Annotated in this window: 10 protein-coding genes; all 10 read right to left on the reverse strand. The window is 30.6% G+C overall.

The genetic code is table 11. The annotated features are described in order from the left end of the window. Nucleotides 1-126: 126 nt before the first annotated feature. The gene (locus tag Q326_RS0105855; RefSeq protein ID WP_026894519.1) at nucleotides 127-876 is read right to left on the reverse strand and encodes an ABC transporter permease family protein; all 750 of its coding nucleotides are present in this window, start codon (nucleotides 874-876) and stop codon (nucleotides 127-129) included. Beyond that, nucleotides 869-1,231 (reverse strand): hypothetical protein, encoded by a 363-nt coding sequence (locus Q326_RS0105860; protein ID WP_026894520.1) that lies wholly within the window; start codon nucleotides 1,229-1,231, stop codon nucleotides 869-871. Before Q326_RS0105860 ends, Q326_RS0105855 begins: the two co-directional genes overlap by 8 nt. Continuing rightward, nucleotides 1,232-1,897, reverse strand: a complete 666-nt coding sequence (locus Q326_RS0105865; RefSeq protein ID WP_026894521.1) for an ABC transporter ATP-binding protein — start codon at nucleotides 1,895-1,897, stop codon at nucleotides 1,232-1,234. It lies immediately after the preceding gene. Between the two features lie 147 nt (nucleotides 1,898-2,044). After that, complete coding sequence (locus tag Q326_RS0105870) at nucleotides 2,045-2,461, reverse strand: hypothetical protein (protein WP_026894522.1); 417 nt, start codon at nucleotides 2,459-2,461, stop codon at nucleotides 2,045-2,047. A gap of 357 nt (nucleotides 2,462-2,818) precedes the next feature. Further along, a complete protein-coding gene (locus Q326_RS16840; protein WP_051531215.1) occupies nucleotides 2,819-11,014 on the reverse strand; it encodes a glycoside hydrolase family 94 protein in 8,196 nt (2,731 codons plus the stop codon). A 23-nt stretch (nucleotides 11,015-11,037) separates the two neighbouring features. Next, nucleotides 11,038-13,509, reverse strand: a complete 2,472-nt coding sequence (locus Q326_RS0105880) for a sugar phosphate nucleotidyltransferase (RefSeq protein ID WP_084489552.1) — start codon at nucleotides 13,507-13,509, stop codon at nucleotides 11,038-11,040. Between the two features lie 250 nt (nucleotides 13,510-13,759). Beyond that, nucleotides 13,760-14,920: a membrane protein gene (locus Q326_RS0105885; protein ID WP_026894524.1), complete on the reverse strand. Its 1,161-nt coding sequence runs from the start codon at nucleotides 14,918-14,920 to the stop codon at nucleotides 13,760-13,762. An 80-nt stretch (nucleotides 14,921-15,000) separates the two neighbouring features. Further along, nucleotides 15,001-16,353: an aminotransferase class III-fold pyridoxal phosphate-dependent enzyme gene (locus tag Q326_RS0105890; RefSeq protein ID WP_026894525.1), complete on the reverse strand. Its 1,353-nt coding sequence runs from the start codon at nucleotides 16,351-16,353 to the stop codon at nucleotides 15,001-15,003. 331 nt (nucleotides 16,354-16,684) lie between these two features. Next, nucleotides 16,685-18,391, reverse strand: coding sequence for a sigma-54 interaction domain-containing protein (locus tag Q326_RS0105895; protein ID WP_051531219.1), 1,707 nt, complete (start codon nucleotides 18,389-18,391; stop codon nucleotides 16,685-16,687). A 126-nt stretch (nucleotides 18,392-18,517) separates the two neighbouring features. Next, nucleotides 18,518-19,708, reverse strand: a complete 1,191-nt coding sequence (locus Q326_RS0105900) for a M20 family metallopeptidase (protein ID WP_026894527.1) — start codon at nucleotides 19,706-19,708, stop codon at nucleotides 18,518-18,520. Between the last annotated feature and the right edge of the window lie 20 nt (nucleotides 19,709-19,728).

The raw sequence follows: 19,728 nt of genomic DNA on the forward strand, positions 1-19,728 counted from the left end.
ATAGCTTTGGCAATTCTATAATCAAAGTTAGTATCAATTTTGTTCTATATTATTTAATTTAATAGTTATTGTCAGATTGGATTTAAACTTCCTAAAAGCACAAAGTTATTTACAGACTCTTAAAACCTAAAAATCAATAGTTATTGGATGATTAAATCTAAAGAAAAATAATTGCCAACTATTACTTGACAGTAACCTGGTAATAGTAGCATTTGTAATAATTATATTTCTAATGATATTATTAGTATATCCCATTGATTTTAATAATCCTATTTCCATTGTACAATTTTTAATAGCTTTTATGGTTGTTATCATTATATAGCTACCTCCAATTCCAAACACAAATATACTTAACAAATTTCCAAGTACATATATATATCTTGCTAATTCACCTATATAACCTACCTTTGCTTGTCTTTTAAAATATACATTATTATTTTTTAAATCTTCAATTACTGTGTCCATATGTGCATAATTATCTACTAATGCATATATTTGTTTACTTTCAGTTTGTTCATTACTGTTTTGCTCAATATTTGTCTGTATTTTTTTCATATCTTTATAAGGAATATAAATATCGTAAGATTCATTAAGCGTATTAACATTATCATAAACACCGATAACTTTAAATGTATAATTATATGTTCTATTAATTTTAAATGTAGTATCCATATAATCATAGGAATAATATTCAACCGTTATAGTTTTATCTATATAATTTTCTCCATTCAAATACTCTATATCATCTTTTAAAAATTTAGTTTCATTAAAGTAATCTGGATAAAAATATTTAGGAATAACGGCAACATTTGTATCCTCTCTAATTGCCCTTCCAGCTATTATTTCTTTTGAAATTTCTTTACTATTACTATGCAATCCTATCTTTATTTATTGAAGTCTCTCCAAATATCTCTTCTGAATTAACTACATCAAATAAATTAGGCATGAAATATTCATGAGCTTCTATAATCCTATTATTATTACTTATGATTCTATATATTTCTTCTTCTAATCCTTTTTCCCATATCATAAAAGGTTCAGAAAGTAATGTTCTATGTAGTGGAGTATTTACAACTTTCTTATCAATATAGCTCTGTATAGAAGTTGATATGGAGCTCATTGTAAGTAGTATGGTAAACGCAATTGATATTAAAATAATATTAATTATCACAGACTTTTTATTCCGAATAATATTGAAATAAGCCATTTTAAAATAATATTTCATGTCCATTTATTTCTCCTCCAGACATCCATCAGACATGTGATATATCTTATCTGCATAACTGTCAATAACCTCATTATGAGAAACCACTATAACACTTTTGCCTTGTCTAGTTAACTCCTTTAATTTATTAAGTACTATCGTTTCATTATTAGTATCAAGATTGCCTGTAGGTTCATCTGCAATAATGCACTGAGGATCGTTGGCTAAAGCCCTCGCTATAGCAACACGCTGCTGTTCTCCAGCAGATAATTCTCTTGGAAAATGATTAATCCTGTTGCTTAAACCTAAAGAATTTAATAAATTAATTGCTTTCTCTTTCAAATCAACTTTTCCATATTCAGGATTAATATACATAGGAATCATTACATTTTCAAATGCTTTTAAACTAGGATTAAGATAAAATGCTTGAAATATAAATCCAATTTTCTTCATTCTTATTTTTGCTCTTTCATCTTCTTTTAATTTAGAAACATCTACATTGTTTATATAAATTTCTCCTGAATTAGGAGTATCAAGCAATCCTAACATGTTGATTAATGTGGTTTTGCCCGAACCTGAAGGTCCCATAATTCCATAAAACTTGTGATAATCAATATTTATACTAACATCTTTAAGTGCCTTAACATCAGTATATTCTTTATTAAGTTTATATGCCGAAATAATATAATCCATACGTTTTCTTCCTTTCCAAAATATATACCTAATCATTATATGTGCCAAGGAACTTATTATTAATAATAAGTTCCTTGGCATTGATAAAATTATCTGCATTTTTATCAAATTATATTCTACTAAAAAACAATGAATTTATAAAGTCACTTAATCATATGAAGTCATAGTAACATTTTTTGAAGTAAATGTATCACTTTTATATCCGTTTAATGTTTCCTTATAATTATAGTAATTATCAAAGTAGTATCTAAACTTTCCTTTTCCCTGTTTACCATATGAAAAATAATATGTGCTATCTACATTTTTACAATTTTTCCTAATTGTTTTGCAATCTTCATATGAAAAAGTTTTCTTTTTTTCCAGTGTTACATCAACATAATTTTTATCATCATCTCCATTATCGTAACCCCTTGAATCAATATGCATTGACATTTTATGATAAGGTTCAAAATAATCTCTAGTTTGTCCTGTAGCCGAACTTTGCATTGACAACGATAGAGTTGAAGTATATTTTGTTGAATTAGCTAAAGCAGTAATTGAACTTAGTACTAAAACTAATGACAATATTTACATACTAAAATTTTTTTTACCTTCATTTTTATCTTCCTTTCTAAAATATTTTATCTTATACATATCTAATAAACATACGCATAAGACTTCTATATAATAATTGTGCACAAACTATTATATGTGTGAAATATAGACAAGCTATCTATATTTATTATGTTACCATATCATTCCAATTTTGTAAACTAATTTCCTGCAACTACTTTACGACATTTTATTACAACAATATAACTGTATTAAATAACAAAAAAGTTAGTAGGCAACAGTTCGTAGTAAGTAGCTTAATGATGAAATCCATAGGATTTCTACCATAAACTACTAACTACTAGCTAATACCTACTAACTACAAACTCCTCATCCCAACACCACTTCTATATGATGATTATTTTTATCATTTTGTAATTCTATGATATTGTCCTTCACCATCTTGCCATCTATAATCATATATTTTACATTTCTATTTACATTATAGGGATTTTTAACTATTATATGATAATTTGTATCTTCATATCTATAATCTATTTTGTATTCATTCCACACTTTGGGTATGCAGGGTTCTATTTTTATCTTTTTACCCATTTTTCTAAATCCTAAAATATCTCTGACTCCTACTCTATACATCCAACCTGCTGCACCTGTGTACCATGTCCATCCACCTCTACCTATATGTTGGGGATTATAATATACATCTGCAGCAACTACATATGGCTCGACTTTGTAATTACTGGTCTCTATAGGCGTCCTACTGTGGTTTATTGGATTTATCATATTAAAAATCCTAGATGCCTTATCTCCCTCTCCCAATAATGCAAATGCACTTATTACCCAAGTAGCTGCATGGGTATATTGTCCCCCATTTTCTCTAACTCCCGGTACATATCCCTTTATATACCCTGGATTTAATGCTCCATGATCAAATGCAGGAGTAAAGAGTAGGACCATACCATTATCATATTTTACTAAATGAGATTCTACTTCACTCATCGCCTCTATAGATTTAGATTTGTCACCATTTCCTGATATGACAGACCAGGATTGTGCCAATGAATCTATCATACACTCTTCATTTTCTCTAGACCCTAAAGGAGTACCATCATCAAAATATGCCCTTCTATACCAGCTTCCATCCCACGCCTCATTTTCCAAGGCATTACCTATCTTTTCTAATTCATTACTATAATATTCTACTCTATCATAATCTTGTAATCTCTCACATAATGGTATCATCTTAGAAAGTATATAAGATATAAACCATCCCAGCCATATACTTTCTCCTCTACCTTCATTTCCAACCATATTCATTCCATCGTTCCAATCTCCAGAACCCATAAGTGGTATCCCATGGACACCATATTTTAATCCCCTATTTATTGACCTATTTATATGATCATATACCGTTCCTACTTCTGATGAAACAGCAGGTATGCCATACTTTTCATCTTCCCCCTCTTTTAGCAGTTCTCCTTCTATAAAAGGTTCTTTCTCATCCAATATATCATAATCACCTGTTATCTCTATATACTCCAATACTCCAAAGGCCAACCATAGTAAATCATCGGAAAATCTAGTCCTTATTCCTGGACTTCCTTGATCTTCGCCTCCAGGATGCCACCAATGTTGTACATCTCCTTCCTTAAATTGATGTCTACAATGCAGCAATATCTGTTTTTTTGTCAATTCACTATCTAGGTATATGGCATTTACAGAATCTTGCAATTGATCTCTAAATCCATATGCCCCTCCTGATTGGTAAAATGCAGATCTTGCCCATATCCTACATGCAATATTTTGATACATTAACCATCCATTTATCATCAGGTCCATTGATTTATCTGGAGTCTCAATCTGAATACTTGATAGCTCCCTGAGCCAATATTGTTTAATATTGTCTAGTTCTTCTTTGCACGACTGTATATCTCTATATTTATGGGCTATATTTTTTATAGTATCCATATTACTTTCCTGACCAAATATAAAACTTATATCTAAATCTTGATTATGTCCTATCTCTATAGATGTTTGAACACATCCACATGGAGATGTAAATATACCTGTTTCATTGGACAGTCCATCTCTCTTCAGTGCCTCTGGTGAATCTATAGAGCCATCAGCACCTATGAATTCCCACTCATTGCCAGTATAACTTCTAGATAAATTAGATACATCTAAAAAAGAAATATTATTTGAATAATCTATGCTATATTTATTATCCATACAAAATGTCCCTGTGTCTTCATCTATCCAAGTCTTTATATGCTGATTAGTTTTTGTATAGTTTTCTCCCAAAACTGGTCGAACAAAATATGTCAATGTCAATCTTCTGCTGAATCCAGATACATTTTTTATATTTATCAAATTGACCTTTACTGAATCCTTTTCTGGAACAAATACTGTAAGTTTATTTTCAAAACCATGGGTATTATGTTCAAAGGTTGTATATCCCTTTCCGTGCCTTATTATATATTTTCCTTTTTCTCTTATAGGCAAAGGTGTTATACTCCATACATCTCCTGTCTCTTCGTCTCTTATATATATAATCTCTTGGGGTGGATCTGTTACTGGATCATTGGACCACTGAGTTAATCTATTTTTCTGACTATTCTCCGACCATGTAAATCCTGAACCACTTTCTGTAACTATACAGCCGAATTTTTTATTTGATAATACATTAACCCATGGTGCTGGAGTATTAAAACCATCTTTTAACGTTATTATATACTCCCTACCGTCCTTACTAAATCCTCCATACCCATTATAGTAATCTAATGCTATATCCCTTTCCATATCCACATATATTATATTGTTTTTATAAAACTTCTTTATTTTTGGTAATTCATATGGAATTACTGATACCTTTATTTGTTCTTCTATCGGCCCTTTAGTTGAATCCAATATCAGTTTAGAACTTCCAAATATAAGGCATCTGTCTTCCTGAGACAATCCTTCATCATCTATTATAAATATGCCCCCTGAAACATTTTCTAGAGCATTTTCATTGTTTTTTTGTAACCTCTCTCTTATCTCATTTCTAACTTTATTAAAGTATACATCTTTACTATTGATTAAAAATACTAAATCAGTCTCAATACCTAAAATTCTCCAATATGAATGGGCATTTATGGTTTTATCTACGATATCCATATCCTCATCCTCTGATACACTCACCAAAGTTATAGGATTATCACCTGATATTCCATATTTCCAAAGTCCCCTTTGACTCTCTATATTTTTAACAATAAATTCTTTATAGTTCCTTCGTGTGGGACTATTAAATAATATATGAGGTAAAAGCTCTTGGTATAGTGTTATTTCATCAGTGGGTATATTTAGATACTTATATTCTCCTAGCCCTTTCATTTGGATATTTTCAAATACTTTATCTATTACATTGGAATTCTCATACTTCCTAGCTAACCTTATGGCAGATTTCTTATCTTCTGCTATTCCTGTTATGAAACTTAATGTATATTTTTTTCCTGCTTTTATATTCACATTGGTCCTCAATGACATCACAGGATCCAGTACTACAGACTTTGTATTGGTCAATGGAGTATTAATAGATTTAGGACTAGAGATGTCCTTACCTCTACCAATAAAATTATCCCTATTAGTTTCAAAATCTACTTTTAATTCTTCATCTAATACTACTTTATGAATAGCCCAAATACTGTCTTCTTCCTGAATTCTTGGTCTTCTCCATGCCAATAATGTGTTATATTCCTTAATAAAATCTGTTCTAACAAAAAGATTACTAAATGCACTATGGGCTAAATCTCCCAAATGAGAACCTATTACTGGTTCCATATAACTGGTAACCTGAAACTCCACATCTTTTGTACTATGATTGTTCAATGTCACCCTTCTTATTTCAATATTATCTTCAGGTGCAACTATTACTTCTGTTACAGTCTCTATATTATTATCTAATCTTATATACTTGGCTTTATTATCAGAAAATACCACTTTATATCCATCGGGAACCTTATCTATAGGTGCTGTTCCAGCAGACCAGTGGAGTCCCTCTTTCAAATTCTTTATAAATATAAATGTACCATATTGCTCTAAAAGGATATCTTTTCTCCATCTAGTTATTTGAATATCTTCCAACTTACTGTAACCTGTTCCCTTATGGGTAAGTAAAACTGTATATTTTCCATTTGATATCAAATGACAATGAGGTAAAGATTGACCTTCTTCTTCTGTATATATTCTAACATTTTCTTTACGATAATTTTCTCTATCTATATTTATAGGTCCCACATCTTCCTTATGCTGTTTAGTCATCACTGCTGTCAATGGCACTTTTTCCTCTAACAATATTTCCCCAGCTTTTACCATAGGTTCCCTATGGAATCGTTGTTTTATTATATCTTCGCAAATATAATTTACTATAGCTACAAATCCCATCCCTTGATGATGGGCCATATAACTCTTCACTAAACCCTTCTTTTCTCCTTTGGGTACTCTCTTAGTAGTATAATCCATTGCTTCATATAGTCCATATTCTCCCTCCATTTGTTCATCTATTAGCCTATTTATATTCATAGCCACATCCTTAGGAGAAATAGATAATGCCAATAGAGATGAATAAGGTGAAACTACAATATCTTCTCCCAGTCCTCTTTTCAATCCTAAATCAGGGACCCCAAATGCTTTATATTGGTATCTATAATTTATATCAAATCCAAAATATCCAGATTCTGATATCCCCCAAGGTATGCCTTTAATTCTAGCGTATTTTTTCTGTTCCATTATTACAGCATTGTATGTTTCATCAAACAATGTATTCCGTTTATTTTTAAATACCAATAATGGCATAAAATACTCAAACATTGTCCCTGTCCAAGATACCAAACTCCTATATTTACCTAAAGATGTCAATGCCCTAGATAATTTAAACCAATGCTTTACAGGTATTTCTCCCTTTGATATAGCAATAAAGCTAGATACTCTAGCCTCTGAAGCCAATAAATCATAGAATGAAGGTATTAATTTGCCCTCCTCCACATCATATCCCACAGAAAGAAGGTTTCTATTGTCATCATATAAAAATCCAAACTCCATATTATCAAAAAATAATTGAATATCATTTATAAGTTTATCTATTTTGTCTATATACGTATCTATACTATCTATATATTTTAATATATATTCTCTCAAATTTTGATTTTTACCAGCACTGTCTAGTAATTTTTTATAAAGTTTTTTTAAGTCTTTTAAGGACATAGATCTATCTAGTTTATTTAATTCATTTTCTACATCATCTAGCCCTCTATTATTTTCCAATTCAATAATTTCTGTTACCTTTGACTCATCTAAAAATACCATATCTATATCCTTCAGTATTGCTTCTACCATCTTTCTAAACTTCAATATCCATTTTTCTTCACCATTTATTTCTTCTAAAAGCTTATTGAGATTTTCTATAGTTTTTTCAATAGAATAATTGTATTCAAAGTCAATTAGTTGGAAAATATCACTATCTTTTTTATCCTCATATCCTGCTAAATACAAAGTATCTTTTAATCCATCAAAAATAGCTTTATTAATTAAAGGCCTATCTTTGTACTCTATTAATCCCTGTTTCAATACAAGTAAATATGATGCAAAGTTTCCACTATCTACAGTAGAAATAAATACTGGTTTCAAAGGTTCCAAAGTCTTTATGTCATACCAATTATATAAATGTCCTCTATATGTTTCCATATCTTTTAATGTATTTATAGTATTTATCAATTTCTCTACCATATTAGTAATAGTTATATATCCTAGGTCTACTGCTCCAACAATAGATATTAATAAAAATCCTATATTAGTTGGAGACGTTCTATAATCCACTGCATTTTTAGGCTCTTCCTGATAATTATCTGGAGGCAAAAAATTAGAACTTTCATTTACAAATTCTTCATAGTAATCCCATGTCTTTCTAGCTATCCTTCTTATTGTATTTTTATCTTTTTCCTCTAACTGAACTATTTCTTCTTCTTTGTCCTTGCTAATTGTATAAGCTATATATGGTGATATTGTCCATAATACTAAAAGGGGGACTAATAAAAACATATCACTTATTTTAAAGACAAAGATATAGGCTAAATATAAAATAGGTACTAATATACCAATATTCATCTTCCTTATATATCCCATTAAATCACTCTGAGATTTCTTTTCTACATCTTTAGCTGTAGTCCATTGAAGGATATTCTTTTTTGAAATACCCATTCTGTATATAGCCCTTATTATAGCATCACTATATACATATCCTCGATGAAATAAAAAAATTATATTTAATATTGTTCTATACAGATGCTGTATCATATTTCCCTTATTATTTTTATATTGTTTATCATAAAAATAACCTACAATATCTATAAAAAAAGGAAAAAACATAATTAAAGCTATTAATAAAAGCATTGTTCCTATAGCTTTAGGAAATAAAAAACCACCTAATAATATTAATAACACTAAAGAAGGTTCAAAAATACTCCTCCTGATATTATCTAATATTTTCCATTTAGACAGTCTATTTATGGGGCTTTTGCTACTTAGCCAAGATATAATTTGCCAATCTCCTCTTATCCATCGGTGCTGTCTCTTAATATGAGAAATATACTTTTTAGGATAGTCATCATATAGTACTATATCTGTAGCAAGTCCTGTCCTAATATAGCTACCTTCTAACAAATCATGACTTAATACTTTATTCTCTGGTATAGCTTTATCCAATACTTTATTAAATATATGTAAATCATATATGCCTTTTCCTGTAAATATTCCCTCTCGAAATAAGTCTTGATATACATCTGATGCAGCAGTGGTATATGGGTCTAATCCTCCTTGTCCTGCGAAAATCTTAGCAAAATTACTCTCATTTATGCTTTCTATATTTATTCCTATTCTAGGTTGTATGATCCCATATCCCTTTGTCACAATTCCCTTTTCACTATCTAAATATGCCTTGTTTAACGGATGAGATATAGTTCCTATAAGTTTCTTTGCTGTATCAAAGGGCATTCTAGTATCAGCATCTACTGTTATTATATATTTTATTTTATCTTTTATATTATCTATTTCTGGATATATTACATTGTAAGATGTATCTTTAGTACCCGTTAAAACTCTATTTAATTCAACCAAAGCCCCTCTCTTTCTTTCCCATCCCATCCATTTCTTTTCCACTTCAACATAGGATCTTGCTCTATGAAAATAATAAAATAAGGGCTCATTATCATGACTATATTTCTTATTTAAATTTTGTATTTTTTCCTTAGCGTATCTAATTATTTCCTGATCATTGCCATCTATCTTTTTATCATTGTCTTTAAAATCTCCTGCAATAGCAAAATATATATTTTTTTCTTTATTAGATAAATAATGCACTTCCAATTGTTCTGTTAATTCCTCTACTCCTCGTGTATCAGTTATCAAAGATGGAATAACCACTAAAGTAGTGCTTTCTTCAGGGATTTCTGATTTATATTTTAGCTTAGGTAATAATACTGGATTTATTCTATGAATAATGATCCAATTCAATATAGTAACAGCAATACTACTAACAGGTATAAATGCCATGAATAAAAATACTATTCCTATAGCTATATTATTGTAATATCTATATCCATAAATACCAAAAATCAATGACCCTATTAAACTTAAAATTATAATAGGTATTACATATGCCCCAACAGGATAATTATGATAATAATCACTGTCACTATTGTAATTTAACCCTTTGAATAATTTTTTTCTTCCAACGTCTACAAGATAATACCCCACATGCCGTTCTCTATAGTTATTTTGTTTCTTAGACAATTCTATTGCCTTCTTTGTAACTATTGATTCTGAAACCCCTATTTTTTCAGATATTAACTCTATCTCTTTTCTATAATAATCTCTAGAATCAAAATCCATTTTCTCATATATCCCAGATGGATCCTGTAATAGTATTTTATTTATTACACATATTGATTCAAATATATCCTTCCAATCTAATAAAGATACCATTCTTAAACTAGTTATGCAATTTCCCAGATATACAGACCAATCTTCCCTTTCTTCTGATATCTTATCTGCTTTTTTTATATTTCTACATATATAGTGTATATAATCTACTAAAGCAATTCTCATCATAATTGCTAAAGACCATACCTCACCTATTGATAATATATTACTTTTTTGATAATCCCTTATATAATCTATAAAATCTATTTCGTCTAGTTTCCCACTATTTCTATTTATATAATCCAATGTAATAGCAAAGGCCCTGGGATATCCCTCAAAAGGACCTTTGTCTATAATTTCTAATCTCAAAAATTTATTCTTTTTTACCTTCAATTTTAACTCATTTATTTGTTCTTCTACTATATAATAATTGTCAAGTAACCACTGATACTCAGGAATGTTTGTTTTGTTTTGGGAGTCTTTATTTATCTCCATATAAAAATTAGTAATTTCCTCAAAGTTTTTTTCAAGCCTTCTAATTAACTTTTGGGGAAATTTCTTTCTATCAGATATATTGTAGTATCCCTTTGTTTCCTTATCTCTCATATCCATTGTCTAATCTCTCCCTTATCAGCCTAAGTCTCCAAGGTACTGTTTTTTACCATTTCTTTCAATTTATCATCATAGAATATAGAAAGTTCTTTAGCAAATTCTTCTGAGTCTCCCTGGGCATATATCTTAAAAAGAGGCTTTTCACTATGGGGCAAAATTAATGCCCAACCCCTATCATCATTGATTTTAACCCCTTCAAACATCTCAATATTATCATTTTCGTGATCCTCAATAATCTTTCTCAGGATCTCTCCCTTTTTATCCCATTGACAATGTACATCCCTCTTTATGAAATGATAATCAGGTATTTCTTCCAATATTTTTGCCAATGATACATTTTCCTTTACCATATAATCTAATATTGTAACTGTCCCTAATATCCCATCAAAAATTAGATTATATTGATTTTTTGTTTTGTTTGCAGCAGATTTTAATGTCTCATTCATTATAGATGAAATATCGGATTTTACCCTTTTAGTCTCTATGTCATATTTTTTAGTCATTCTTTCTATTACATCTGGATAATGATATGGTACAATTATTTTTTCCTTAAAACCTTTTTTTAGCATAATGAGAACTGCTAATAAAAAATACCTATGTCCATTAACAATATTTCCTTGTGAATCAATGAGCCAAACTTGTTCTCCATTTCCACTAAGTATAATACCTAAATCATATTTATGCTTTTTAATCTTATTTGTCATCAGTTCTACATAGTCGTCTAATTTTGTTGTTGTATCTATAATATCTATTCCTTGAATATCTACTCCCATATAATCTAACATGCTTTGAGCTATATCTATAGCTTCTTTAGCATAAGAGGCCAATACAATCTTTATCTTTTTTCCATCACTTTTGTACCTTTCAATCTCCTCGATATTTCTTTTAATATAATAGATATTAAAATTATTTATCTCCAAAGGCACTTTTACATCTCTATATCCACATATGGGATAATCTCCCCTATTTAATAAATTTTCAACCTTTCTCTCCTTTGCCCTATCTATATTAGCTCCATTACTATTCATAAGCTCTATCTGTACTCTATCTTTATCCATATAATCAGTATCTACATATATCCCACCCTTAGCTCCAAAAAAATCAATAGCAAACCGAGTTATGGGCATTAATGTCTCCTTGATATCTATAACATATGCTCCAGTAGCCATTATGCCACTAATTAATGCATTTTTTAGATATTGAGTTCCGTAGGAACCATTGCAACCTATAACAAATATATCTTTATTGCCCATAGCCGAAGCAAATGCTCCTCCTAATTTGGATGCAAATTCCGATGTCATTTCTTTATTTAAATGCCCCGATATATTCCTTTGGCCAAAAATATTTTTAGTATATTTAGTACCCCATATTATGTCTTCATATACCTTAGTACCATCGTCTACTTTTTTATTAGGCCATATCTTTACCGAAGAACTTATAGATGCATTTGATAGTAGATGAGTAGAGGTACCTATTACAGCATCTTCATAAATAGAAACATTTTTATGGGTATGGACATGGTCACATAAAACAGATCCCCTTATCTCATTATTTTCTCCTATATCTACGCCATTCCACAATATACTTCTCTTTATAGAACTATTTGTCCCTATCTTGCAATTATCACCTATTATAGAATAACTATTCAATTCAACTCCATCTTCAATTTCACAATTATTTCCTATAAATATCGGGGGAGTAATTTTTACATTTTTACCTACAATTGTATCTTTACCTATCCATATATTGGGTTTTATTTCTTTTCCCTTTATATGAACATCTATATTCTTATCTAACATATAAAATTGAGTTTCTTTATAGGAATTTAAGTCCCCAATATCACACCAATAATTTTCAGTAACATAACCATATATAGGTACTCTATCCCTTAAAAGCTTAGGAAATAAATCCTTGCTAAAATCAAAATTCTCTCCTTTTTTATAGTAATTCAATACCTCTGGCTCTAATATATATATACCTGTATTTATAGTATCGCTAAATACCTCTCCCCAACTGGGTTTTTCTAAAAACTGTTTTACTTTGCCTTCCCTATCTAATAATATGACTCCATATTCCAAGGGCACTGGTTCTTTTTTTAACACCAATGTAGCTTTAGAACCTTTCCTTTTATGAAATTCTAAGGCCTTTTTTATATTCATATCTGTAATAGCATCACCACTAATTACTATAAAGGTATCATCTAAAAATTCTTCTGCATTTTTTACGCTACCTCCAGTGCCTAGAGGTATATCTTCTACAAAGTATCTAATATTTAATGGTCCATATTTATTAGAAAAATATTCTTCTATATTATCAGGCAAATATGCCAAAGTTACACCAACATCTGTTATGTCATATTTTTGTAAAAGCTCCAATGTGTATTCCATCACTGGTTTGTTTAATAATGGAACCATAGGTTTTGGCAAATCACATGTCAAAGGTCTAAGTCTAGTTCCCTTTCCACCAGCCATGATTACTGCTTTTATTTTGATCACATCCTTATGATTTTTTAGTCATACATAGTGATATTTTGTGAAACATATCAGTTTTATATTCATATAACTAAAATAAAAAACACATTTTATAAAATTATCTTAGAATATTGACAAAGATATAAAGATGTTAGTAGTTCGTAGCTAGTAGTTAGTAGTTTAACGATGAAATCCTATGGATTCCCACCATCAACTACTAACCACTAACTGTTACCTACTAACATCTTTATATTCTACGCACTATGGACTAGCTTTACAAAATCCTTGTTTTTTTATCATGTTTGATTATTTTATAAAGACCTATTGTCAATAATGGAATAGCATATACCAATATCATTCCATATGCCATTAAAGTATATCCCTTGCTTATGAGATCTACTATTCCTATTTTAGAAAGTCCCATTGCAAATATTAATACACCTACTGTAAGCCCTGCTTTTTGAGAATTTGTCATAGTCTTTTTTCCTATTTCTCTAAGTCCTCCATCTATTCTTTCCGCAAGTGCATGGAGTATTCCTGTGGATGTTTCTATAAAAGTCCAGCCCATGACCATTCCAAATACTGCAATTACCCATGACCCTCCAGCCTTTTGAAGCATCCCTAGCCATGGAACTCCAGCTTCAAGTATATCCTTCGAAGGATAATATCCCATAATAGAAAAATATGTCATAAACCAAGGTATGGTCATAAGGACTCCTGAAATTATTCCCGATATTATAGTTTCTCTTCTCTTTGTCTGTCGTTCAAGTGTAAAAAGAGTTGCTGGATAAACTACGACATTATATCCCACATATACTATCCCAGTCCAGAGCACAGTTCCAATCCCTATACTTCCCTGTATATAACTAGTATCTGTATTGATAAATACATTATGTATATTTTCCCTTGTGCTTGATATAACTATTACACTAAAAATTATATAACCTATATATAATGCTATTGTTCCATATGTTTCAAACCTCTCAATTAGCCAACTTCCATAAAAATTAAGGATACCAACCAAAACTACAACTCCACCTACTCCCACCCAATAGGACAGTCCCAATGTTTTATTTACAATTTCTCCAGTAGCTGAAGACATTACTGCTATTATAATTATAGACAATAAAATATATATCACATCATAAACAACACTTAATTTACCTGCTATCTGCTTAACTAAAGATTTATAGTTATAAGTTCTATATATCCTTGCAATTTCAAATGTCAATACGCTAATAAGAGTGAATCCAATAAATATACCTAATCCTCCAAGCCATCCAAGGGCACCAAATTTAGCTCCAAACGCCACAATTTCACGACCAGTTGCATAACCTCCACCTATTAAGACTGATTGAAGCACAATCCCTGGAATCAAATATCGCCCAAAAGCACCATCAAAGAAACTCTTTTTTCTTCCAACTGATTTTGCCATAATACATCTCCCTTCACTTTATTGATTTTGAAAATTCAGAATATTGTTCCGCTGCTGTTACATATTTTATAAACTTCCACTTACCACCCTTTAGTGATTTTAAATACCTCTTCACCTATCTGCCCATTTAAATATTCATTTATAGATTTTTCTACTATGTCCAATGCTTTATCCACTTGTTCCTTTGTTATAACTATTGGAGGCTGTACTCTTAACACCGACTGTCCTATGAATATGAGTATTAGTCCCCTTTCGATACATCTATAACATATCTTTGCAGCTGCTTCATAATTTTTCTCCATAGTATTCCTGTTTTTTACCAAATCTACAGCTATGGACATTCCTACTCCTCTTACATCACCAATAATTTCATATTTTTCTTTAAGTTCTAAAAATCTATTTTTGATGTATTCTCCCATTTCATACGCCCTAGTATTTAAATCTTCTCTCTCAAAAATTTCAATCATCTTTAAAGCAGCAGCACAAACAGTAGAATTGCCTGTCATAGAAAACAGATGCCCAGGTGCATCCAAGCTATCCATTATATCTGATTTTCCTATTACAATTCCAAGAGGAAGACCTCCTCCTATAGATTTACCTAGTACTATAAGATCTGGCTCTATATCAAAATGTTCAATCCCAAACCATTTCCCAGTTCTTCCAACTCCCTGTTGTATTTCATCAGATATAAATAATATCCCATTCTTTTTACATAATTCATGCAATGCTTTCATATATCTCTTAGGAGGAACTATCAGCCCAGCATCTCCAGCTATAGGTTCTATAAAAACAGCTGCCACTTCTTCTGCTGGTAAATAATAATTAAACGCATACTCTATATCTTTAAGACACTCCTTTTTACAACTTTTCTCTTTTTTGCCATATCTACATCTAATACAATTTGGATAGTTGAAATGGTATACTTCAGGAAGTAAAGGGCCGATATTTTTCCTCATATTTGTATTTATTGCAGATATAGATAAGGCCCCATATGTGCTCCCATGATATGATTCACAAAACGATATTATCTTACTTCTACCTGTATATGCTCTTGCCAATTTAATAGCACCGTCTATTGACGCAGACCCTGTAGTACTAAACATTACCTTCTTATTATCATCACCCGGTGCCACACTTATTAGTTTTCTTGCAAGTTCAACTGGTTCTCTGGCATAAAAATACGCCAATGTATATTGAGCTAGATTTTCCATCTGTTCCTTTACCACTTTTGCTATCTCTTTATTTCCATGTCCTATATTTGCTGAAGATGCACTAGATAGAAAGTCTATATATTCCCTATTTTCATAATCGTATAACAATGCTCCCTTTCCTTTTTGAAAAGCCACAGGATAATAGGGTATCTTCTGACTATTGGATACATACTTCTTTTCTTTAGAAGCAATAATATGATTCTGATTTACATTCTTTAACATAATTATTAAACCTCCTCAACACACTGGAATTTAAACTTATTTTTATTGACCCTTTAATCTACACCCATAGCATCATCCCTTTCTTTTATAAACTTGTTAATAGATTCTACATATAATAGTAGCAATTTACATACCAAAAATAATCAAAGCATAATATTAGCTACATGCAGCCATTTTACAGGATTAACTATATCCAATACACAAAAAAAGACTGTAAAGAATGTAAAATGATTTACACTCTTCACAGCCTAATATTACTTATTATCCTTATCAATCTAGATATTCTAACCAAATCTTTATATGTAAACCCTTTACATGTAAAGGATTTACATTATTTCACATCATATTTTTTAAGCATTTTATATAATGTAGGCCTTGAAATGCCCAATGCCTCTGCTGTTTTCTTTTTATTTCCCCCCATTTTTGACATCATATCCGTTAATATTTTTTTATCTATTTTTATAATGTTTCTTTTTATTATTTCGTCATATCCCTGTGCCTGCATTCCAGCATCATATAAAGTCTTCTCTGTTATCTTATTTCCCTCACATAAAAAAATAATCCTTGATATTAAATTTTCAAGTTCTCTTACATTTCCAGGCCATGAATAATTCAATAGGATTTCTATAGCACTATCTTCAATATCCATAGCCCTTTTGCCTGATTTTTTACTTATTTTTTCTATAAAATACCTAGCTAAAAGTATTATATCTTCTTTTCTCTCTCTAAGGGGAGATGCCACAATGCAAAGCACCTTAAGTCTATAATACAAATCCCTTCTAAATTTCCCCTCCTCTACAAGTCTTTCCAATTTTCTATTTGTTGCAGCTATTATTCTTACATCGAGCTTTACTTGACTATTACCACCTATTCTAGTTATACACATAGTTTCAAGTACTCTCAATAATTTAGCTTGAAGATGAATTTGCATTTCTCCTATCTCGTCAAGGAAAAGTGTGCCGCCACTTGCAAGTTCAAATTTCCCCTGTTTTCCACCTTTTCGAGCCCCTGTAAATGCACCCTCTTCATAACCAAATAACTCACTATCTATAAGCTCATTGGGAAAATTGGCACAATTCAAGGCTATAAAAGGCCCTTTGCTTCTACTACTATAATTGTGTATAGACTGAGCTATTAGCTCTTTTCCTGTCCCACTTTCACCTAATATAAGAATTGTTTCATCACTCTTCGCAAATTTTTTTCCACGATCTATTAGCCTAAGCATTTGTATACTTTGACCTATTAAATCATCAAATGTAAAGAATGCTCGATATCCTGCTATATTGTTGGCAAATCTTCTAGAACGCTCCATACTTCTAAATATATCTATCGCTCCAATCACCTTTCCATCATCAGAATACACTGGATATCCTGAATTTATAAAATGAAATTTCTTGCCATTGTATTTTATAAAATATTCAACATCTACTATGCTCTTTTTATTTTTTAATATCTCTAATAGCATCGGTTTTCCAATAGTAAGTTCTGACAGATGTTTTTTAAATAACTCCTGTTTATTAGTCTCTAATACCTTGAAACATGATTTATTGGCATATTTCACATAGCCATCCTTGTCACAGTAAGAAATACTGTCATTTACATTATCTAAAGCCTTTAGTACCATCTCTCCATACCGAGAATACTTTTGAGATATCTTAAAAATATTCTTAATTATATTAGATACTTTATCTAATAGTTTATTTACATTGTCACTTATTTTTTCATTGTCAATAAAATTCAAAATACAAATACTTCTGCCTTCATCAATGACTTCTTTGCTATAAAAACATATGTTAGCATCCTTTTCATAATCATATATAATTTTCTTACCTTGATACTGATACATATATGATTTGCTTTTGAAGTCATATACTAAAATAACATAGCCATCTTCAACATAAAGTACTAAAAGTCCAGAGCTTATATTCACTTGATCTATTGCAAAGTTAAAGCAATCCTTTAAAAGTTCATATTCCCTTTTATCATAAAGTTTATCTGTTGAAACAAAACATTTAGAGTAAGTAAACTTATCTTTCATATTGTTTATCACCCCATCCATTTTAATCTTTATATTATTTAAACTTATTATTATGTATAATATAAAAAATTCAGTACAAAATAAAAGCCTTATGCTTTTGCACAAGACTTAATAATAAGATTTATTTTATTCTATATCATATTTATCATATTTGGGTACAGTTTTATAAAATTCATCATAGATATCCTGTCTTAATTTTTCATCACTAAATATATCAAATCCTGTTAAAGCTAAGGCCTTGGCTCCTTTCATCATTTGATTATGGGCATTCTCAGTTATAGCTGCATTAGTAAATGCCATGGAATGACTAATAGTTCCTAGTTCTGCTATTTTTAGATATGAATGTATAGCTGGTACTACAAGACTTACATTTCCAATGTCTGACGAGCCATATTTTATATTTGGTTTTGGATAATGCATTTCTTCGCCAAATTGTGCTATGTTATCCTTTAGTTTTTCAGCTATAAATTTATTGGGATATCTCTCTGTATAAACAAGGGTCTTACTAATATTGGCCTTTACTCCCATAAAATTTTCTATAGACTTAACTATATGTTCTATATGTTTTACAACTATTTTCAAATCACTAACAGTATCTGCCCTTACACTAAAGGAACAACAGGCATAATCAGGGATAACATTGGGTACTTTTCCCCCTTCTGTTATTATTCCATTTATATTTGATTTTAAAGGAAGGATGGCCCTTATATGGTCTATGAAATTGAATGTATGTATTACCGCTTGTAATGCATTAATACCCTCTTCTGGAGAAGAAGAGTGGGCAGATTTTCCGTGATATTCTATCTTCAATTTTCTAGTTGCCAATCCTCCTCTGCATATAATGTTTGAAGTACTAGGGTGTATCATCATAGCATAGTCAATATCATCAAATACACCTTTATTGACCATGATTACCTTTCCTCCACCACCTTCTTCTCCAGGAGTCCCTATTACTACAATTTTTCCATCAATTTTATTTGCTACTTTACTTAGTCCTATGGCCGCCCCTACAGACATCGTTCCTATTAAATTATGGCCACAGCCATGGCCTATTTCTGGCAATGCATCATACTCTGCTAAAAATGCCACTGTAGGACCCTTGCCCTTGCCATTGTATTCCGCTCTAAATGCAGTTTCCAATCCTGCTATTCCCTTTTTTACATTAAAATTGTGTTTCTCCAACAATGATATTATATTTTCTACTGCACTGTATTCATTAAAAGCAAGCTCTGGTTTTTCGTGAATTCTTTTGCTCAAATCTATTAATTCTTCTCTAATGCCCTCTATTTCACCACTAATTTGTTGTTTTAGCATCATAAAATTTTCACCTCATAAAT

Source organism: Clostridiisalibacter paucivorans DSM 22131, from assembly GCF_000620125.1.
Classification (GTDB): domain Bacteria; phylum Bacillota; class Clostridia; order Tissierellales; family Clostridiisalibacteraceae; genus Clostridiisalibacter; species Clostridiisalibacter paucivorans.

Bases quoted from the DNA above. Each gene is read 5' to 3' on its own strand.
- Q326_RS0105865 (WP_026894521.1), bottom strand. From the start codon at position 1,897: ATGGATTATATTATTTCGGCATATAAACTTAATAAAGAATATACTGAT.
- Q326_RS16840 (WP_051531215.1), bottom strand. From the start codon at position 11,014: ATGGATATGAGAGATAAGGAAACAAAGGGATACTACAATATATCTGAT.
- Q326_RS0105860 (WP_026894520.1), bottom strand. From the start codon at position 1,231: ATGGACATGAAATATTATTTTAAAATGGCTTATTTCAATATTATTCGG.
- Q326_RS0105890 (WP_026894525.1), bottom strand. From the start codon at position 16,353: ATGTTAAAGAATGTAAATCAGAATCATATTATTGCTTCTAAAGAAAAG.
- Q326_RS0105895 (WP_051531219.1), bottom strand. From the start codon at position 18,391: ATGAAAGATAAGTTTACTTACTCTAAATGTTTTGTTTCAACAGATAAA.
- Q326_RS0105885 (WP_026894524.1), bottom strand. From the start codon at position 14,920: ATGGCAAAATCAGTTGGAAGAAAAAAGAGTTTCTTTGATGGTGCTTTT.
- Q326_RS0105900 (WP_026894527.1), bottom strand. From the start codon at position 19,708: ATGATGCTAAAACAACAAATTAGTGGTGAAATAGAGGGCATTAGAGAA.